Raw genomic sequence first — 19,946 nt, 5'->3', positions numbered from 1 at the left:
GCGGCGGCCAGGTGAAGTGGCGCAAGAGTGGGGCAAACCGTCCGAGCACGGCTTGCCGGGACGAAGGAATTGAGGCGAGGAACTGCCGTGAGCAGTACTAGTTCACCATTCGGACAGAACGAATGGCTGGTCGAGGAGATGTACCGCAAGTTCCGCGACGACCCCTCCTCGGTCGATCCGAGTTGGCACGAGTTCCTGGTCGACTACAACCCGGAGCCGACCACCGACTCGACCGCCGGCGGCAACGGGCAGTCCACGGCGACCAGGGCGCCCGTCGCTCCGCCGGAGGCCGCACCGGCTCCCCCGCCGGCCAAGCCGGCCCCCGCGAAGCCCGCACCGGCCGACAACGGCGCGGCGAAGGCCGCCCCGGCCAAAGCTCCCGCCAAGGAAGCGCCTGCCAAGGAGCCGGCGGCCAAGCCGGCACCGGCGTCGTCGTCGGATAACGGCGACGAGACCCAGGTGTTGCGTGGCGCGGCGGCGGCCGTCGTCAAGAACATGAGCAGCTCGCTGCAGATCCCGACCGCGACCAGTGTGCGGGCCATCCCGGCGAAGCTGATGATCGACAACCGCATCGTCATCAACAACCACCTCAAGCGCACCCGCGGCGGCAAGGTGTCCTTCACCCACCTGCTCGGCTACGCGATCGTGCAGGCGGTCAAGTCGTTCCCCAACATGAACCGCCACTTCGCCGAGATCGACGGCAAGCCCAACGCCGTCACCCCGGCGCACACCAATCTCGGCCTGGCGATCGACCTCCAAGGCAAGGACGGCAAGCGGTCGCTGGTCGTCGCGGCGATCAAGAACTGCGAGACCATGCGGTTCGGCCAGTTCATCGCGGCCTACGAAGACATCGTGCGGCGCGCTCGCGACGGCAAGCTGACCGCCGAAGACTTCGCCGGGGTGACGATCTCGCTGACCAACCCCGGCACCATCGGCACCGTGCACTCGGTGCCCCGGCTGATGTCCGGGCAGGGTGCGATCGTCGGCGCCGGCGCGATGGAATACCCGGCGGAGTTCCAGGGCGCCAGCGAGGAGCGCATCGCCGAACTCGGTATCGGCAAGCTGATCACGCTGACGTCGACCTACGACCACCGCATCATTCAGGGCGCGGAGTCCGGCGATTTCCTGCGGACCATCCACCAACTACTGCTCTCCGACGACTTCTTCGACGAGATCTTCTTCGAGCTCGGTATCCCCTACGAGCCGGTCCGCTGGCGCACCGACAACCCCGATTCGATCGTCGACAAGAACGCCCGGGTCATGGAGCTGATCGCGGCCTACCGCAACCGCGGGCACCTGATGGCCGATATCGACCCGCTGCGCCTGGACAAGACCCGCTTCCGCAGCCACCCCGACCTCGACGTCAACACCCACGGGCTGACGCTGTGGGATCTCGACCGGGTGTTCAAGGTCGACGGGTTCGCCGGCAAGGAGTTCAAGAAGCTGCGCGATGTGCTCGGGCTGCTTCGCGACGCGTACTGCCGCCACATCGGCGTCGAGTACACCCACATCCTGGAACCCGAGCAGCAGAAGTGGCTACAGGAGCGCATCGAGGTCAAGCACGAGGGACCGACGGTCGCCCAGCAGAAGTACATCCTGTCCAAGCTGAACGCGGCTGAAGCCTTCGAGACCTTCCTGCAGACCAAATACGTTGGGCAGAAGCGCTTCTCGCTGGAAGGCGCGGAAACCGTCATTCCGATGATGGACGCCGCGATCGACCAGGCCGCCGAGCACGCGCTCGACGAGGTCGTCATCGGCATGCCGCACCGCGGTCGGCTCAACGTGCTGGCCAACATCGTCGGCAAGCCCTACTCGCAGATCTTCAGCGAGTTCGAGGGCAATCTGAACCCCTCGCAGGCGCACGGCTCCGGCGACGTCAAGTACCACCTCGGCGCTCGAGGCGACTACATCCAGATGTTCGGCGACAACGACATCGAGGTGTCGCTGACCGCCAACCCGTCCCACCTCGAGGCTGTCGACCCGGTGATGGAAGGCATCGTCCGGGCCAAACAGGATCTGCTGGAATACAACGGAGACGGCTCCGAAGATTCTCGGGGCTTCACCGTCATGCCGATGATGCTGCACGGCGATGCGGCCTTCGCCGGCCAGGGCGTGGTGGCCGAAACGCTCAACCTGGCGCTGCTGCGTGGCTACCGCACCGGCGGCACGATCCACATCATCGTCAACAACCAGATCGGTTTCACCACCTCGCCGCAGGACTCGCGCAGCTCGGAGTACTGCACCGACGTCGCAAAGATGGTGGGGCGCCCATCTTCCACGTCAACGGCGACGACCCCGAGGCGTGCGTCTGGGTGGCCCGCCTGGCGGTGGACTTCCGGCAGAAGTTCAACAAGGACGTCATCATCGACATGCTGTGCTACCGCCGTCGCGGGCACAACGAAGGTGACGACCCGTCGATGACCCAGCCCTACATGTACGACGTCATCGACACCAAGCGCGGTGTCCGCAAGACCTACACCGAAGCCCTCATCGGCCGTGGCGACATCTCGATGAAAGAGGCCGAGGACGCACTGCGCGACTACCAGGGTCAGCTGGAGCGGGTGTTCAACGAGGTTCGCGATCTCGAGAAGCACGAGGTCGAACCCAGCGAGTCGGTCGAAGAAGACCAGATGATCCCCCGCGGTATGACCACCGCGGTGGACAAGTCGCTGTTGGCCCGCATCGGCGATGCACACCTGGCGTTCCCCGAGGGCTTCAGCGTGCACCCGCGCGTCAAGCCGGTGCTGGAGAAGCGCCGCGAGATGGCCTACGAGGGCAAGGTCGACTGGGCCTTCGCCGAATTGCTGGCGCTCGGAACATTTTTGGCCGAGGGCAAACTGATCCGGTTCTCCGGGCAGGACACCCGACGCGGCACGTTCACCCAGCGGCACTCGGTGATCATCGACCGCAAAACCGGTGCGGAGTTCACCCCGCTGGACCTGCTGACCGTCAACCCGGACGGCACCCCGACCGGCGGCCGGTTCCTGGTGTACGACTCGGCGCTCTCGGAGTACGCGGCGGTCGGCTTCGAATACGGCTACTCGGTGGGCAATCCGGACGCCCTGGTGCTGTGGGAAGCGCAGTTCGGCGACTTCGTCAACGGCGCGCAATCCATCATCGACGAGTTCATCAGCTCCGGTGAGGCCAAATGGGGCCAGCTCTCCGATGTGGTGCTGCTGCTCCCCCACGGCCACGAGGGCCAGGGCCCCGACCACACGTCGGGCCGCATCGAGCGGTTCCTGCAGCTGTGGGCCGAGGGCTCGATGACGATCGCGCTGCCGTCCACCCCGGCGAACTACTTCCACCTGCTGCGCCGGCACGGCCTCGACGGGGTGCACCGTCCGCTGATCGTGTTCACGCCGAAGTCGATGCTGCGCAACAAGGCTGCCGTCAGCGACATCCGGGACTTCACCGAACAGAAGTTCCGGTCGATCCTGGAGGAGCCGACCTACACCGACGGCGAGGGCGACCGCAACAAGGTCACCCGAATCCTGTTGACCAGCGGCAAGATCTACTACGAGTTGGCGGCGCGCAAGGACAAGGACAAGCGCGACGACGTCGCGATCGTCCGCGTCGAGCAGCTGGCGCCGCTGCCCAAGCGGCGGCTGAGCAACACCTTGGACTCGTACCCGAATGCCAAGGAATTCTTCTGGGTGCAGGAGGAGCCGGCGAACCAGGGCGCCTGGCCGACGTTCGGCCTGACGCTGCCGGAGTTGTTGCCGGAGAAGCTGACCGGCATCAAGCGGATCTCGCGGCGCGCGATGTCTGCGCCGTCGTCGGGCTCGTCGAAGGTGCACGCCGTCGAGCAGCAGGAGATCATCGACGAGGCGTTCGGCTAGGCCTCAGCCTCTGCGATCAATGTAGCCGCCAGCCGGGACGGCATGACGATTCGATGACGTCGGTGTGAAATCCGCACATTTGAAGCAAGTATGGATTTCATGACAATTCATCATGTGTTTGGCCAACATTGATGGCATGGCTACGTCGGTAAATTCTCAGGCGCCCGGTTCTCGTCCACGTCGGCAGGCCGTGCTCGGTCAATCGCCGCGGATCACCCGCGCGGATGGAACGCCGATCCGCGTGCTGCTGGTCGACGACGAGCCGGCGCTGACCAATCTCGTGCGGATGGCTCTCAACTATGAGGGCTGGGACATCGAGGTGGCACACAACGGTGAACAGGCCGCTGAGAAATTCCGCGACTTCGAACCGGATTTGCTGGTCCTGGACATCATGCTGCCCGACACCGATGGCTTGCAGATCTTGAAGCAGATCCGCGAGAACGACCGGTACACCCCGACGCTCTTCCTGACCGCTAGGGACTCGGTGATGGATCGCGTCCAAGGACTGACCGCGGGAGCCGACGACTATCTGACCAAGCCGTTCAGCTTGGAAGAACTCGTCGCACGGTTGCGGGGCCTGCTGCGAAGGGCCAACGCGATGACCGATCCCAGCGAGGAAACCCTCAAAGTTGCTGACCTGGTTCTCTCAGGCCCTAGCAGGGAGGTAACCCGGGGCGGTGAGCGAATCACGTTGACCTCGACCGAGTTCGAGTTGTTGCGCTACATGATGCGCAACGCCCGGCGCGCCGTCACCCGCGCGGAAATTCTCGACCGGGTGTGGAACTACAACTTCGGCGGTCGCTCCAGCATCGTCGACCTCTACATCTCCTATCTGCGCCGCAAGATCGACGACGGACGGAAGCCGATGATTCAGACCGTGCGCGGGGTCGGCTACATGTTGCGCCCGCCCGAGGAGCAATGACCCCTTCGAAACGGTGGTGGAGGCGTCGCTCCCTTCGACGCCAGCTCGCCATCGGAGTGTCCTCCATCGTCAGCGTCGCCTTGATCGTCGTCGGCACGGTGGCGGTGGTGAGTCTGCGCGACGAGGCGATTCGCCTCAGCGACACCCAGGTGGCGAACTCTCTTGCGGCGTTCTCCTATGCCTATGCCAAGTGGGACGCCCAGCGCACCATTGCCCCCGACGCGACCGGCATGCCGATGGGACGCGCGAGCGCCTTCCAGAACCAGGCGCCGGGCACAGCGATCGCGGTGGTTCGTGATGGCGCCGTGGTCTACTCCAATGTGTTCGCCGACGGCGCACAACTACCGGCGTCGGCCGATGCCCAGCGCGCCATGGAAGCCGTGAATTGGGCTGATGGCGGGCCGCGTACCGTCCAACTCGGTGAACTCGGTCCGTATCGGGCGGACAGCCGGGACGTCGGTGCCGGAGAACGGCTGGTGGCAGCCGTTTCCTTGGGACCGGCAGAGAAGACGGTGGCGCACGAGACGCTCATCGTCGTCGTCCTTGTCGTGCTGGCGCTGTTGGCGACCGGAATCGGCACGGTGTGGACGGTCAGTCACGCCCTCAAGCCTCTGCGCCGCATCGCCGCAGTTGCCGGTCAGGTAGCGACGCTGCGGCTGGATGGAACAGAGACCCGCATCACTGCGCGTGTCGATGAATCCGACACCGACCCGGAATCCGATGTCGGAGTCGTCGGACACGCCTTGAACAGGCTGCTCATCAACGTCGACTCCGCACTCGCAGACCTGGCTGCCTCCGACCGGCGCATGCGGCAGTTCCTGGCTGATGCCAGCCACGAGCTGCGGACCCCGCTGGCCTCGATCCTCGGTTATGCGGAGCTGACCCGGCAGGACAGCGCGACGCTGCCGGAGACCACGGAGTACGCCCTGGCGCGCATCGAGGCCGAGTCCCGCCGGATGTCCGTCCTGGTCGCCGACCTGCTGCTGCTGTCTCGCCTCGAGGAACGAGATGATCTCGATATCGAGGAAGTGGAGTTGTGCGACCTGGTGGCCGACGCGGTGAACGACGCCGCGGTGAGTGCGCCCGATCACCGCTTCCACCTCCAGCTCCCCGATCACCAGGTACGGATCCGCGGCGACAGAGCACGCCTACATCAAGTGCTGGCCAATCTGCTGGCCAACGCGCGCATCCACACTCCGGCCGGCGTCAATGTCACGGCGGCGGTCGACATCGCACCCGGTGACCCGGCCACGGTGAAGATGGTCGTCAGTGACGACGGGCCCGGCATTCCCCCCGAGGTCATACCCAATCTCTTCGATCGATTCGTCCGCGCTGACAGAGCTCGCGCACGTGAGTCTGGTTCCAGCGGTTTGGGATTGGCGATCGTGCGCTCCATCGTTCAGGCCCACAGGGGAACCGTGGAGGTGGAGTCGAAACCGGGGAACACCCGATTCACAGTTTCGATTCCTCTACACTCGCCGAGTCCTCAAAATTTGAACTTCCCATGAGCTGGATGGCAGGTTGGCCAGCCGTTTCTAGACTCGAGATGTGGAACGGCAAGGCTAAAGCCGCTCGCGGACAGGCTGTTTAGTCGATGCGCTGGCCGCGTTGATCCCACCCGACCTTCGACAGCCGCGCCGGTGTCATCGACCTCCTCATGTCGTCGCCTGAAGGCTTCGGGCCGCAAGCGCTTCTCACATTTGTTTCCGCTATGAGTTGAATGAGCAAGCGGCCGAAACCTTCTAGGCTAGAGGCGTGGGACGACGAGCGGAATCGACTACAGAACAACGGAGTTCGTTGACGCAGCCCGCCGCTCGAATTCAGCCCAGAACGAGTACAACCGATGAAAGGAATCGAGATGACCACTACCTTGCGCCGCCTGAGCCCGTTCATCATCGCCGGGGCCGCTGCCGCCGCGATTGCGGCCGCACCAGCCGCTCAGGCGTCAACCAGTGGTTCACCAGAGTGCAGTGAGTCCGTCGGAACGTCGGTGTGCCAGAAGCAGGGGCACGCTTCGATCGTGACGACTCCGCGTGACTCTGGAATGCAGTGGGGGTTCGGCAGCCAAGCCGGTCCCCTCGCCCCGATTTGGGCGCTCGGATAGCATCTCTGCGCTAGATCGACCAAGGCCGCGACGGAGCCTCCACCTGGAGGCTTCCCCGCGGCCTTTCGGCGTTCAGATCCGTTGCAGCACAGAACTTTGCGTTCGATATGAGTCACGTGAAACGGCGCAGACACCGGCTTAACCTGGATGCATAGGGAAGTTCACCGTCAAACAGACTGTGTGACAGTCACTTCCAAATGTATGGCCTGTCCCAGATCTCGCGGAAAGGAACCACCGATGACGACCAGACTCCAGGGCGCTATCGCGCCGCTCATTCTCGCGGGCGTCACCGCGGTGACGGCCGCTTTGGCACCGGTCGCCGGGGCGGCATCGAATACGGCGGCATGCCGCGACAATGGCGGCGCATCGCTCTGCCAGAGGCAGGGCCACGCGTCCATCAAAGTCGACAAGCCGTCCCGGGCGCCGCAGCCCTTCGGGTTCAACATCGGTTTCGGACCGATGAACCCACTGTGGGCCTTGGGTTGATCCGGCACACACCTGTCCGCCAGCCAGCGGCAGCCGCTTTAGAAGCCGAAGTTGTTCAGCAAGTCCAGCGGGATCGGCGAGTTGCCATTCGCCAGGTCCTGCATGGCGCGCGGGCAGAAGAACGACACGGCGATGCCGGTGAACATGGTGGCCGCGCCCAGCGGCCGGCCCATCCGGTCGGCCACGGTGGAGGCGATGTCGGCGGTGTTCTGGCTGCGGTCGGCCAGCAGGGGGCAGATCGACTGACCCATCTCGACGGCCTGGGCGGGGTCCATCCCGGTGATACCGGCATTGCCCAACGCGGCCAAGAAGTCATCGGTGGTGGTGTCGGCCTGCGCGGGCGCCGCCAGCGCGACGGCGCCGGCGATCAGTCCGGCAACCGCCCCGGCGCTGGCCATACGGCGAAATGTCATGCTCTAAGCATCGCGGACGACCATCCCGCTGTTACCCCCGGGTCGATCACCCGATACCCTAGGTCCCATTAAACACGCGTCAAACAACTCGGAGGAGTCGTTCATGCAGGGGTTCGCCGGAAAGGTAGCGGTGGTGACCGGAGCCGGGTCGGGCATCGGTCAGGCACTGGCGATCGAGCTGGGCCGATCGGGCGCCAAGCTGGCCATCAGCGATATCGACACCGAAGGACTGGCAATCACCGAGCAGCGCCTCAAGGCGATCGGCGTGGACGTCAAGGCCGACCGGCTGAATGTCACCGAGCGCGAGGCCTTCCAGGCCTACGCCGACGGCGTCAAGGCGCACTTCGGCAAGGTCAACCAGATCTACAACAACGCCGGCATCGCGTACTCCGGTGACGTCGAGATCAGCCAGTACAAGGACATCGAGCGGATCATGGACGTCGACTTCTGGGGCGTCGTCAACGGCACCAAGGTCTTCCTGCCCTACCTGATCGAGTCCGGCGACGGCCACATCGTCAACGTCTCCAGCCTGTTCGGCATCTTCTCCGTACCCGGACAGGCCGCCTACAACGCGGCCAAGTTCGCGGTGCGCGGCTTCACCGAAGCACTGCGCCAGGAGATGATCCTGGCCAAGCACCCGGTCAAGGTGACCACGGTGCACCCGGGCGGCATCAAGACCGCGATCGCGCGAAATTCCACCGTGGCTGAAGGCCTCGATCAGGCAGCGATGGCAAGCGCCTTCGACAAGAAGCTGGCCAGGACGACGCCGGAGCGCGCGGCCCAGATCATCCTCGAGGCCGTCCGCAAGAACAAGGCGCGGGTCCTCGTGGGCGCCGACGCCAAGATCCTCGACGTGATCGTCCGCATCACCGGCTCGGGCTACCAGCAGCTGTTCTCCTCCGTGCTGCCCAAGCTCGCCCCACCGATGCGCTGAATCTCCTCAGCGCCCCAACGGGTGCGCGGACAGCCACTCCTCGGCGACCGACCGCGGGTCGCGCCCGTCGGCGACATGCTGGCGCATGTCGACCAGCGAGCCGGTGTCGAGCACGCCAGCGAGTTCGTTGATCGCGCGAACCTGCGGATCAGCGAGTTCGTTGCGACGGTAGAGCGGCACGATGTTCTCGGCCGTCACCAGCTCGGGTTTGCGGTCAGCCAGGACGACCACATCACTCGGCACACCGGTGTCGGCGGTCCCCGTCCAGGCCGCGGTGATCTCCCCCACCCGTAGTGCGGCGAACATGGTTGCCTTGTCCGGGAATTCGCGCACCGGGGGCAGTGTGCAGCCACCGACCGTGGTCGGCAGCCCTCGGGCGTAGGCGACAGCCCCGATGCGCAGCCCCGCGCAATGACTCACCAGGGCGGTCAGATCGCGGCTGCCCCACGCCGACGCGGTCGCGTCGGTCACGGCCAGCGCGGGCTTGTCATCGGCCGCGGTGGTGTAGTCACCGGCACCCACACCTTCCGGCAACACCCCGAGCAACGCCCGGTACACCTGGGTGTCTGAGCGGGCCGTCGTGCCGGGCGCGAACTTCTGCAGCAGCCTCCCGGTGAATCCCGGAACCACGCTGACCGCTCCGGAATCCAGAGCGCTCAAGGGATCGTCGACGATCTCGACGTGCGCGCCTGTCCCGTAGAAGCGCAGCGCGGCGGCGTACAGATTGGCCAGCAGGGTGTATTCCGGGTCGGCTGTAGTGCCCACCGCCATCGACGGCCCCGGCGCCGGCGACCCGCAGGCGACCGCCGCCAGGACCAGAAGTCCCAGCATCAGCCGGCGAAACATCGTCGGCCTCAACAAGTTTCGCTCAGGCTTCGGATGCCGCCGCCACCGCTGCAGCCACCGCGGGCCCAACCCGCGGATCCAGCGGGCTGGGCACGATGTGATCGGCCGCCAGGTCGTCGCCGACGACGGAGAAGATCGCCTCTGCTGCTGCGACTTTCATCTTCTCGGTGATCCGCCGCGCGCCCGCGTCCAGCGCACCGCGGAACACACCGGGAAACGCCAGAACGTTGTTGATCTGGTTCGGGAAGTCGCTTCGCCCGGTCGCCACGATCGCCGCGTGCTTGCGCGCCGCATCCGGGTGGATTTCGGGGTCCGGGTTCGACATCGCGAACACGATGCCGCCGGGGGTCATCGTTGCGATCAGTTCCTCGGGAACGAGTCCGGCCGAGACCCCCATGAAGACGTCGGCGCCGTTGAGCGCTTCGGCGATCCCGCCGGTGAGCCCACGCGGGTTGGTCCGGGTGGCCAGCTCGGCCTTGACGGCGTTCATGTCGTCGCGACCGGCGTGCAGGATGCCCTGGCTGTCCAGCACGGTGATGTCGGTGATGCCCGCGGCCAGCAGGATGTTCGTGCATGCCACGCCCGCGGCGCCCGCGCCCGACATGACCACCTTCAGCGAGTGCATGTCGCGATCGAGCACCTTGGTGGCGCCGATCAGCGCCGCGAGTACGACGATGGCGGTGCCGTGCTGGTCGTCGTGCATGACGGGGCAGTCCAGCGCCTCGATCAGGCGGCGCTCGATCTCGAAGCAGCGCGGCGCGGAGATGTCCTCGAGGTTGACCGCGCCGAAGGTCGGGCGCAGACGGATGATCGTCTCGACGATTTCGTCCGGGTCTTTGGTGTCCAGCACGATCGGGATCGAGTCCAACCCGCCGAACGTCTTGAACAGCGCGGACTTGCCCTCCATCACCGGCAGCGACGCCGCGGGCCCGATGTCACCGAGGCCGAGCACGGCGGTGCCGTCGCTGATCACCGCGACCAGTCGATTGGACCAGGTGTACCGCGCAGCCAGTGTGTGGTCGGCGGCGATCGCGCGGCTGACCTGGGCCACGCCGGGGGTGTAGGCGATCGACAGTGCGCGCTGGGTGTCCAGCGGCGCCTTCAGCTCTACGGACAGCTTGCCGCCCACGTGAGCGGCGAAGATCTCTTCGTCGTCGATAACGACGCGGGGGGTACTCACTGTTTCGGACACGGCGTCAGGGTACTCGCCCCCAAAACCTCACCGACCAGGGTCTCCCCGGCGTGAACTACGCCGACAACACTACTGGCGCGTAACATTTCCGAGGGGCCCGTCAGGGCCCCGCCTGCCGCTCAAGGGGAGGTCGGGTCATGCCGTCGTTTCGTCCACGCCCACAGGCTCTGCTGGGAGTGACCCGTACCCGATCCACCCCCGTCGACGTCAAACGCATCCATGTGCCCGTCGCGCGGGCCATGGTCGACTGCGCCGTCTACGTCGAGGGCGACCGGCTTGCCGGCAAGTTCACGCACGCCGCCGCATTGGCACGCGTTCGCGAACTCGAGGCCGGCGGACAGAAGGCGTTCGTCTGGATCGGTCTGCACGAACCCGACGAACATCAGATGCAGGCGGTGGCCGAGGTGTTCGGCCTGCACCCGCTGGCGGTCGAGGATGCGGTGCACGCCCACCAGCGCCCCAAGGTCGAACGCTACGACGACACGCTGTTCCTGGTCCTCAAGACGGTGACCTACGTGCCGCACGAGTCGGTCGCGCTGGCCCGTGAAATCGTCGAAACCGGCGAGATCATGGTGTTCGTCGGCCCCGACTTCGTCGTGACGGTGCGCCACGGCGACCACACCGGACTGGCCGGGCTTCGCAAACACCTGGAAGAGGAACGCCAGCACCTGGCCCTGGGCCCGTACGCGGTCATGCACGCGATCGCCGACCACGTCGTGGACACCTACCGCGACGTCAGCGAGCTGATGGAATGCGATATCGACGCCATCGAGTCGGAGACCTTCTCACCGCTGAAGAAGACCGACATCGAGCCGATCTATCTGCTCAAGCGGGAAGTCGTCGAATTGCGAAGGGCGGTCTCACCTCTCACCGTCGCACTCGGCCGATTCAATCCCGACTTCAAGGACCTGATGTCCAAAGAGGTGCTGCGCTATATGCGCGACGTCTTGGACCACGCGGCGCAGGCGGCCGACCGGATCGAGTCCTATGACGAGATGCTGTCGTCGTTGGTGCAGGCCGCGCTGGCGAAGGTGGGCATGCAGCAGAACGTCGACATGCGCAAGATCTCGGCGTGGGTCGCGATCGCCGCGGTGCCGACGATGATCGCGGGCATCTACGGCATGAACTTCGAGCACATGCCGGAACTGTCATGGACCTGGGGCTACCCGGCGGTGCTCGCCCTCATGGCGACGGTCTGCGGGTTCCTCTACCTGAACTTCCGGCGCAACAACTGGCTGTGATGGCCTAACCCGGTTGCGCTGCACGCCGGTTCGGATCCAGCACGTCGACTCCGTCGTCGAGCCAGGCCTGGCGCATCGCGTCGGCACCCTTGAGTCGTACCCACGCCGCCTCGGTCTGCGTCACCGGGATCGCCGCCAGGAAGCGCACCGGGTCGCGGGGTGCCTCCAACGGCAGGTCGGGAAGAGCCGAATCACCCAGCAGCACAGCGGTGAACGCGGCACCGTCCCATAGCGGCGCGGACAGGTCGATCAGAGCGTCGGCGACCAGCACCACCCCCTCGACGGCGGGCGTGGCCGCCACGACGGCCAGGCTGCGGGCCAGTCCCGGGGGCGGGGTGGTGGCGCGCAGGGCGAGGACGACCTCGGCGCGCGGGCCGTGCAACGGGTCGGCGATGCCGGCCGTCGGCTCGGTCATCGGGTGCCGCGAACAGCCAAGCGTCACATAGTGAGCCACACCGCCGGCGTCCGGCCCGAAGCGCAACACCTCGATGCGTTCCAGCCCGAGGAATGTCACGCTGGCCGAATCCGGCTCGGCGTCGATGCCGGTGTCGGCGAAGTGGCCGCGTACGTGAGCGCGGACCGAATCCAGGGGCTCGCTCACTTAACCCGCGGGTGCAATGGTGAGGTTCACTCCGCTGTCGGCGTCGAAGATGTGCAGCTTGGTCGTGTCGAACGCCAACTCGACCGACTGCCCGATCGCCGCCTTCGAATCCGCGGAAAGCCTTGCCACGAAATCGTTCTCACCGGCACCGGACTCGGCGGCCAGTTCGGCCAGCTGGGCCGCCTTCGCGCTGTCACCGGCGGTCCTGAAATACACGTACTTGTCGGCGCCCAGCGACTCGACCAGATCCACCGTCACCTCGAAGGTCGTGGCCTGGATGCGTTCGTAGGCGTCGAGCAGTGCGGCGTCCTCGAAGTGTTCGGGCCGGATGCCGACGATGACGTTGGCGGCCTTGGGATGTTGGCTCAGGACGTTCTGCACGTCCTGGCTCAGCGTCACCTCGCCGAACGGCAGCCGCAGGCTCATCCCGTCGAGCGTTGCCGGGAAGAAGTTCATCGCCGGCGAACCGATGAAGCCGGCCACGAACAGGTTCGCCGGCCGCCCGTAGAGCTCGCTTGGCGTGTCGATCTGCTGCGCCTCGCCGCCGCGCAGCACCACGACCCGGTCACCGAGTGTCATCGCCTCGGTCTGGTCGTGCGTGACGTAGACGGTGGTGGTGCCCAGCCGGTTCTGCAGCCGGGCGATCTCACCGCGCATCTGCACACGCAGTTTCGCGTCGAGGTTGCTCAGCGGCTCGTCCATCAGGAACGCCTTGGGCTGGCGAACGATCGCCCGGCCCATAGCGACCCGCTGGCGCTGGCCGCCGGACAGCTGCGAAGGCTTGCGGTCCAGAAGTTCGGTCAGGTCAAGGATTTTCGCTGTCTCTTCGACCTTCTTGGCGATGTCGGCCTTGTTCAACTTGGCCAGCGTCAACGGGAACGCGATGTTCTGCCGGACGGTCATGTGCGGGTAGAGCGCGTAGGACTGGAAGACCATCGCGATGTCACGTTCGCGGGGTGCCTTCTCGTTGACCCGGTCACCGCCGATCCGCAGTTCTCCGGCGCTGATGTCCTCCAGGCCGGCGATCATGTTGAGGGTGGTGGACTTACCGCAGCCGGACGGCCCGACCAGGATGACGAACTCGCCGTCGGCGATCGTCAGGCTCAGGTCCTTCACGGCGACTGCGCCGTCCGGATAATTCTTGCTGACATGGTCCAGGACTATCTCGGCCATCGAAAACCTCGCTACCCCTTCACCGCGCCGGAGGTCAGCCCGGCGACGATCCTTCGTTGGAAGATCAGAACGAACACGATGATCGGAACCGTGATCACCATCGCGCCTGCGGCGATCGACCCGGTCGGCTCCTCGAATTGCGAACTGCCGGTGAAGTTCGCGATGGCCACCGGCGCGGTGATCGCGGCGTTGGTGGCGGTCAGCGACAGCGCCAGCAGCAGGTCGTTCCACGCGAAGATGAACACCAGGATGGCCGCCGTCACGATGCCCGGTGCGGCCAGCGGCGCGATCACCCGCCGAAACGCCTGAGCCGGTGTCGCGCCGTCCATCTTGGCGGCCTTCTCCAGATCCCAGGGAATCTCCCGGAAGAACGCCGACAACGTGTAGATCGCCAGCGGCAGCGCGAACGTGATGTACGGAATGATCAATCCGGGCCACGTGTCGAACAGACCGAGCCGGCGCTCGATGTTGAACAGCGGTGTCACCAAGGAGATCTGGGGGAACATCGCGATCAGCAGCGCGGCGCCGATCAGCGCCTTCTTACCGGTGAACTCCAGCCGGGCCACCGCGTAGGCCGCCATGCCCCCGATCACCACAGCGATCACCGTGGTGATCAGTCCGATGCCGATCGAATTGATCAACGCGGAACTGAACGCGTCGCCGCTGAAGATGCCCTTGTAGTTGTCGAAGGTGATTTCCGACGGAATGAGCTTGCCGTCCTTGACCGTCGACGTGGGCTTGAGCGACAGGCTCAGAATCCACAACACCGGAAAGAGTGCGTAGATCACCACGATCGCGTCGATCACGATCCAGCTCACCGCCCGCCGGGTGCCGACCCGCTCAGCCATCAGCGCACCTCGTTGTCGGTGCCCGGCGCGGACGCGCCGAACAGCTTGATGTAGACGAACGCGATGACGGCCACCGACAGGAACACCAGCACGCTGATCGCCGAGCCGAGGCCGATGTTGAATGCCTTGAACAAGTTGTCGTAACCGAGGATCGACACCGAGGCGGTGTCATTGGCGCCACCGGTCAGCACGTAGATGTTGTCGAAGATGCGGAACGCGTCAAGCGTGCGGAACACCAGGGCCACCAGGATCGCCGGTTTGATCAACGGCAATGTCACCTTGACCAGCCGGGTCCACGGACCTGCCCCGTCGACCTCGGCGGCCTTGAGCAGATCCTCGGGCACCAGCGCCAGCCCGGCCAGCAGCAGCAGCGCCATGAACGGGGTGGTCTTCCACACCTCGGCCAGGATGATGATCGCCAGCGACGGAATCTGTTGGGTCAGTGGCGCACTGCCGTCCGGAAGCAGGTTGGCGAGATAGCCGGTGCCCGGCGTCCACGCGTAGTACCAGCTGTAGGAGGCCGCAACTGTGACGATGCCGTACGGAATGAGGATCGCGGTGCGCACCAGCCCTTTGCCGAAGATGGTGCGGTGCATGACCAGTGCGAGCGCCATGCCGAGCACGAATTCGATGGCCACCGAGATCACCGTGATGACCAGCGTGATGACGAACGCCGTCCACCAGTAGTTGTCGCTCAAGATGGTCTGGTAGTTCTCGAACCAGATGAACTTCGTGTCGGCCGGGCTGGCCAGGTTGTAGCGCTGCATGCTCAGCCAGAGCGCGTACACGATCGGATAGGCGGTCACCGCCAGCATGAGAACGACGGCCGGGGTGATCAGCAGGTAGGCGAGCTTGCGCTGGGACCGGCGATCGTCGCTGCGGATCGCAGTACTCGCCGACGCGCGGGCGGGGGTGGCGGACGCGACTCGGTCCGACGCGGATCAGACCGCGCGGCGGTCTCGCTCGGTAATCGCCCTGGGGCGGTCACGGGATCAACCCCTTTCCGTCGATCGCCTTCTGCACCTGCTCGGCGAGCTCGTCGGCGGTCTTGTCCGGGTCGATCGCGGTGATGGGAGCCAGCGTCGCCGAAATTCGGGTCGACACCGCCTGATAGTTCGGTGTCGCCGGACGCACCGCCGCGGTGGTCAGCTGATCGCGGATGATCGCGTACTGCGGATACTTCTGCTGGAACGCGGGATCGGAATACAGCGAGGCGCGCACCGCGGGCAGACCACCCTCGATCGACGTGTACTTCTGGTTCTCCAAGTTGCGAATGCAGCGCACCGCTTCGAACGCCTCGGCCGCATGCCGGGTGGTCTTGGCCACCGCGAGGTTCAGCCCGCCCAGGGTGACGCGAGTGGGCTGGCCCGGGATCACCCCCGGATAGGGGGCGAACCCGAACACCTCCTTGGACGCGTCGAAGGCGACGGTGAACTGGTCGTCGCTCGGGGAGAAGGTGCCTGCGTCATTGATGCTGCCCTTCAGTTCGGGCTTGTCGTTGAGTGGCAGGAACGGCACCCCGCCCTTGACGGCATTCTCGAGCATGGAGGCGAATACGAAGGGCCAGTTGACCTCCAGCGCCGCCTTGCCCTGTTCGAGGGCCAGTCGCGCCGTACCCTCGTCGGTCTGGGTGACCGACGGGTCGGCCCCCGGCGCGGTGGCGACGGCCTTGATGATCTGTAGCGCCTTGACCGTCGCCGCCCGGTGCTCGGGCGTATCGGTCAGCGTGACCCGCTTGCCGTCATCGGAAAGCACCTGTCCGCCAGCGCTTTCCAGCAAGGTGTTGAACCAGACCACCAGGCCCTCGTATTGCTTGGCCTGTACCGCGATCCAGCTGGGCTTGCCCTCGGCGTGCAACCGGGTGGCCTCCGCGACCATACCGTCCCAGGTGTCCGGCGGTGGTGCCACCAAATCGGCTCGATACCAGAGCAATTGGGTGTTGGTGGTGACCGGTGCGGCGTATAGCTTGTCCTGCCACTTGGCCGTCTGCAGTGGGCCGGGCAGGGTGTTGTCGGTCGCATCGGACTCGGCCTGTCCGGCCGGGTCGTCGGACAGTGGCAGCGCCCAGCCGGCCTCGGCGAACTCCGCGGTCCACACCACGTCGAGAGCCATCACGTCGAGCGTGCGGTCGTTTCCGGTCAGCCTGCGCGCCAACTGCAGCCGCTGGTCGTCGGCAGCCTTGGGCAGGCTGCGCTGTTCGATGCGAAAGCGGCCGCCGAGTTCGGAGTTGCAGCGCTTGGCAACCGCGGTGAACGTCGCCGTCTCACTGGCCGGTGTGTAGAAGCTGACCACCAGACCCTGGTCGCCGGAGCTGCACGACGAGACCAACGAGGCGCATGTCAGTGCGGCGATCGCGGCCGCGCCAACCCGCCGAGCGCGTGCGCCTGGGCAAGCCATCTCCCAACCGCCTCCTGTCTTCACCCGCCTTCGCGATACGTGCGGCAGCTGTCCGCGCTCGGCGCAGGCTGCATCACGGCAGGACAGTGCCCCGCGGCCAAACCGTAGAGCTCTCCTGCCGTGATGTGCAACACTCCCACGCCGGATGCGGCCAGATCGTGACCGCATTCGCCGTGATCAGCGCGTCAGATCTTCAAGCGCGCCAGCATGTCCCGCGCCTTCTCGGCGCTCTGCGGATCGCACAACACGTCGTAGCGGCCCGCGACCAGTTGCATGGTGGAGCTGAAATCCCTTGTCCCACGCGCCATCGCGTACGGGACCGCCGAGGTGATCAATCCGAATATGACGCCGGCGACGACGCCGGTGATCAATGACGCCCACGGGTTGGGGCTGAAGAATCCCAGCACCAGGCCGATGAAGATGCCCAGCCAGGCGCCGGTGATCACGCCACCGCCCAGCACTTTGGGCCAGGACAGCCGGCCGGTCACACGCTCGACCTGCATCAGGTCCACGCCGACGATGGTCACCTGCTCCACCGGGAACTGCTCGTCGGACAGGTAATCGACGGCCTTCTGGGCCTCGGCGTAGGTCGGATACGAGCCGATCGGCCACCCCTTGGGCGGGGTGGGCAGGCCGACCGGCCCGCGGCGTGACGCGGCGGCTGCGCCACCCGGGTTCTGACCCTGTGGGAAGGGGCTGGTCATAACTGCTCATTCTCCTGTCGTGCGCGGCGTTTGTCGTGTCGTGTCGCACCCGCTCGAAGCGGGTGAGATCCCTGATCAACCTGATCAACGTGGTACCGCGGGCGTTGGTGCCCCAACAGCAAGCCAGCCCCGCGCCACCTGCACATACGCTAGGTTGAACAGCATGACAGCTTCCGGCGGCGACTCCGGCGAAAAGCCGCAGAACGCGGGCGAACAGGGCCCGTCCGAGGGGACGCACGAAGCCCCGCCCATCGAACAGAGCCCGGCGTCACCCGGCTACGAGAGTGCCCCGTCGGGCTATGAGCCCACCCCGCCGGCCTATCCCGGCTACGACGCGCCGGGTGCCTACCCGCCGCCGCCGGGCTACAGCGCGCCCGGCTATCCGCCGCCGGGTTACGGCCCGCAGCCGGGCTACCCGCCGCCGTCCCCCGGGGCGTACGGGGCACCCGGCTATGCCGAGCAACCGTCGGCCTATCCGCCTCCGCAACCCGGCGGCTACCCGCCTCCGCCGCCGCAGTACGGCGCGGCGCCGTATCAAGGCGGCTACGGTTACCCGGCCCCGCCAACGGGCACCAACACCTTGGCGATCTCGTCGCTGGTGGCGTCGGTCATCGGATTGCTGTGCGGGATCGGCTCGATCGTCGGGATCGTCTGCGGCATCCTCGCGCTCAACCAGATCAAGCGAACCCGGCAGGGCGGCTACGGCCTGGCCATCGCCGGGATCGTGGTGGGCGTCGCAACCCTGATCATCAGCATGATCTGGGCGATCTACGCCTGGCGCTGACCCGATGACGTATCCCCCACACCCGGAGGGCACACCGCCGCCGGCTGATCCGTACGCGCCGCTGGACTATCCGGCGAACTTCCCCGCGATGCCACCGCCGGTGTACCCGGCGCCTTACCCCCCGCCGACGGGATACCCGGGCTACCCGTACCCGCCGCCTGCCTACCCCGGCTACCCCGGTTATGGCGATCCCTACGACCCGTACCGGCCGACGAAACCGCCGGGCACCAACGGAAAAGCCATCGCGGCGCTGGTGACGTCGCTGGCCGGCCTGCTGCTGTGCGGGCTGCCCTCGGTCGCCGGCATCATTCTCGGGATCGTCGCGATGCGGGAAACCAAGCGCACCGGGCAGGACGGCTTCGGGCTCGCGGTGGCCGGCGTGGCCATCGGCGCGGTGATCGTCGCCCTGATCGTGCTCTACATCGCGTTCGTCGTCATCCTCGCGGCCAGTACCGCTACGTCACCCAGCAGTTATTAGCTCGGCGGGGTGAACCGCTCACCCTGACGTTGCATGCCGGCCGCCCGGCCCTTGCCGACCACCACCAGCGCCATCTTGCGGCTGGCTTCGTCGATCATCTCGTCACCGAGCATCACCGCGCCGCGAGCCCCGCCCGCCGTCGACGTGTGCCAGTCGTAGGCCTCCAGAATCAGCTCGGCGCGGTCGTATTCGGTTTGGGCGGGTGAGAAAATCTCGTTGCCCGCGGCGATCTGGTCGGGGTGGAGCACCCACTTGCCGTCGTAGCCCAGCGCTGCCGCGCGGCCCGCCACTCGCCGGAACGCCGCCACGTCGCGCACCTTCAGATACGGCCCGTCGATCGCGGCGATGCCGTGTGCGCGGGCGGCGACGAGGATCGTCATCAACACGTGGTGATACGCGTCGCCGACGTCATAACCCTCCGGCTGCTCACCCACCACCAGGGTGCGCATGTTCAGACTCGCCATCAGATCCGCCGGGCCGAGCACCAACGCCTGCACCCGCGGCGCGGCGGCGATCGCATGGATGTTGGCCAGTCCCTTGGCATCTTCGATCTGGGCGTCGACACCGATCCGCCCGACCGGCAGGCCGTGGGTCAGCTCGAGCTGGGTCAGCAACAGGTCGAGGGCATGGACGTGGCTGGCGTCGGTCACCTTGGGCAGCACGATGACGTCGAGATGCCCGTCGCGGGCCGAGGCCACCTCGGACACCACGTCGATCACATCGGAGTACGTCCACGGCGTGGTCCAGTCGTTGACCCGCACCCCCGCAGCTGACCTGCCCAGCCCGGGCTCGCCAACGCCGCACCGACCTGTTTGCGGGCCTGCGCCTTGGCATCTGGCGCGACCGCGTCCTCGAGGTCGAGGAACACTTCGTCGGCAGGCAATGCCTTGGCCTTCTCGATCATCTTGAGACTGCTGCCCGGAACCGACAAGCAGGTTCGACGGGGTCGATAGGCGTTCTCCACGCTTACACTCCTACCCTTTG

Annotated in this window: 16 protein-coding genes and 2 pseudogenes; 8 read left to right on the top strand and 10 right to left on the bottom strand. The window is 66.1% G+C overall.

Annotated elements, in window-relative coordinates; genetic code table 11:
- The first annotated feature begins 87 nt into the window (after window positions 1–87).
- The 4 genes and pseudogenes from D3H54_RS07740 to D3H54_RS07725 all read left to right on the top strand — a co-directional run bounded on the left by D3H54_RS07740 (window position 88) and on the right by D3H54_RS07725 (window position 7,351).
- A pseudogene (locus D3H54_RS07740) lies at window positions 88–3,839 on the top strand (multifunctional oxoglutarate decarboxylase/oxoglutarate dehydrogenase thiamine pyrophosphate-binding subunit/dihydrolipoyllysine-residue succinyltransferase subunit).
- 136 nt (window positions 3,840–3,975) lie between these two features.
- Window positions 3,976–4,761: a response regulator transcription factor gene (locus D3H54_RS07735; RefSeq protein WP_149378549.1), complete on the top strand. Its 786-nt coding sequence runs from the start codon at window positions 3,976–3,978 to the stop codon at window positions 4,759–4,761.
- Window positions 4,758–6,269, top strand: coding sequence for a sensor histidine kinase (locus D3H54_RS07730; RefSeq protein ID WP_149378548.1), 1,512 nt, complete (start codon window positions 4,758–4,760; stop codon window positions 6,267–6,269). The genes D3H54_RS07735 and D3H54_RS07730 overlap by 4 nt, the downstream gene beginning before the upstream one ends.
- A gap of 833 nt (window positions 6,270–7,102) precedes the next feature.
- Window positions 7,103–7,351, top strand: a complete 249-nt coding sequence (locus D3H54_RS07725; protein WP_149378547.1) for a hypothetical protein — start codon at window positions 7,103–7,105, stop codon at window positions 7,349–7,351.
- A gap of 38 nt (window positions 7,352–7,389) precedes the next feature.
- Here D3H54_RS07725 and D3H54_RS07720 read toward each other — a convergent pair whose 3' ends face one another.
- The gene (locus D3H54_RS07720) at window positions 7,390–7,764 is read right to left on the bottom strand and encodes a DUF732 domain-containing protein (protein WP_149378546.1); all 375 of its coding nucleotides are present in this window, start codon (window positions 7,762–7,764) and stop codon (window positions 7,390–7,392) included.
- Window positions 7,765–7,867: 103 nt separating this feature from the next.
- Between D3H54_RS07720 and D3H54_RS07715 the strand changes: the two genes are divergently transcribed.
- Complete coding sequence (locus tag D3H54_RS07715; protein ID WP_149378545.1) at window positions 7,868–8,698, top strand: SDR family NAD(P)-dependent oxidoreductase; 831 nt, start codon at window positions 7,868–7,870, stop codon at window positions 8,696–8,698.
- 6 nt (window positions 8,699–8,704) lie between these two features.
- Here the strand turns inward: D3H54_RS07715 and D3H54_RS07710 are convergent, their stop codons facing one another.
- Together D3H54_RS07710 and D3H54_RS07705 are read right to left on the bottom strand one after the other, a co-directional pair.
- Window positions 8,705–9,544 (bottom strand): glycine betaine ABC transporter substrate-binding protein, encoded by an 840-nt coding sequence (locus D3H54_RS07710; protein ID WP_149378544.1) that lies wholly within the window; start codon window positions 9,542–9,544, stop codon window positions 8,705–8,707.
- A gap of 22 nt (window positions 9,545–9,566) precedes the next feature.
- Window positions 9,567–10,736 (bottom strand): NAD(P)-dependent malic enzyme, encoded by a 1,170-nt coding sequence (locus D3H54_RS07705; RefSeq protein ID WP_149378543.1) that lies wholly within the window; start codon window positions 10,734–10,736, stop codon window positions 9,567–9,569.
- Between the two features lie 137 nt (window positions 10,737–10,873).
- Here D3H54_RS07705 and corA point away from each other — a divergent pair, with 137 nt between their 5' ends.
- Window positions 10,874–11,977: a magnesium/cobalt transporter CorA gene (gene corA / locus D3H54_RS07700; protein WP_149378542.1), complete on the top strand. Its 1,104-nt coding sequence runs from the start codon at window positions 10,874–10,876 to the stop codon at window positions 11,975–11,977.
- Between the two features lie 4 nt (window positions 11,978–11,981).
- Here the strand turns inward: corA and D3H54_RS07695 are convergent, their stop codons facing one another.
- The 6 genes from D3H54_RS07695 to D3H54_RS07670 all read right to left on the bottom strand — a co-directional run bounded on the left by D3H54_RS07695 (window position 11,982) and on the right by D3H54_RS07670 (window position 17,700).
- A complete protein-coding gene (locus D3H54_RS07695; protein WP_149378541.1) occupies window positions 11,982–12,578 on the bottom strand; it encodes a suppressor of fused domain protein in 597 nt (198 codons plus the stop codon).
- Complete coding sequence (locus D3H54_RS07690; protein WP_149378540.1) at window positions 12,579–13,751, bottom strand: ABC transporter ATP-binding protein; 1,173 nt, start codon at window positions 13,749–13,751, stop codon at window positions 12,579–12,581.
- 11 nt (window positions 13,752–13,762) lie between these two features.
- The gene (locus D3H54_RS07685; RefSeq protein WP_149378539.1) at window positions 13,763–14,599 is read right to left on the bottom strand and encodes a carbohydrate ABC transporter permease; all 837 of its coding nucleotides are present in this window, start codon (window positions 14,597–14,599) and stop codon (window positions 13,763–13,765) included.
- Window positions 14,599–15,483: a carbohydrate ABC transporter permease gene (locus D3H54_RS07680; protein ID WP_149378538.1), complete on the bottom strand. Its 885-nt coding sequence runs from the start codon at window positions 15,481–15,483 to the stop codon at window positions 14,599–14,601. The genes D3H54_RS07685 and D3H54_RS07680 overlap by 1 nt, the downstream gene beginning before the upstream one ends.
- A 100-nt stretch (window positions 15,484–15,583) precedes the next feature.
- The gene (locus D3H54_RS07675; RefSeq protein ID WP_149378537.1) at window positions 15,584–16,996 is read right to left on the bottom strand and encodes an ABC transporter substrate-binding protein; all 1,413 of its coding nucleotides are present in this window, start codon (window positions 16,994–16,996) and stop codon (window positions 15,584–15,586) included.
- 185 nt (window positions 16,997–17,181) lie between these two features.
- On the bottom strand, window positions 17,182–17,700 hold the full coding sequence (locus D3H54_RS07670; protein WP_036343845.1) for a general stress protein: 519 nt from the start codon (window positions 17,698–17,700) through the stop codon (window positions 17,182–17,184).
- A gap of 163 nt (window positions 17,701–17,863) precedes the next feature.
- On the opposite strand from D3H54_RS07670, the gene D3H54_RS07665 reads away from it, so the two are divergent.
- Window positions 17,864–18,484, top strand: coding sequence for a DUF4190 domain-containing protein (locus tag D3H54_RS07665; RefSeq protein WP_149378536.1), 621 nt, complete (start codon window positions 17,864–17,866; stop codon window positions 18,482–18,484).
- Between the two features lie 4 nt (window positions 18,485–18,488).
- Window positions 18,489–18,962, top strand: a complete 474-nt coding sequence (locus D3H54_RS07660) for a DUF4190 domain-containing protein (RefSeq protein WP_149378535.1) — start codon at window positions 18,489–18,491, stop codon at window positions 18,960–18,962.
- Here D3H54_RS07660 and D3H54_RS07655 read toward each other — a convergent pair.
- Window positions 18,959–19,926: pseudogene (locus D3H54_RS07655) on the bottom strand (HpcH/HpaI aldolase/citrate lyase family protein). The gene D3H54_RS07660 and the pseudogene D3H54_RS07655 sit on opposite strands and share 4 nt — an antisense overlap.
- Window positions 19,927–19,946: the final 20 nt, after the last annotated feature.

The sequence above is a fragment of the Mycobacterium sp. ELW1 genome, assembly GCF_008329905.1.
Lineage (GTDB): Bacteria > Actinomycetota > Actinomycetes > Mycobacteriales > Mycobacteriaceae > Mycobacterium.
Note: the sequence above shows the minus strand (reverse complement) of the source record. Positions and strands in the feature narration are given on the sequence as shown.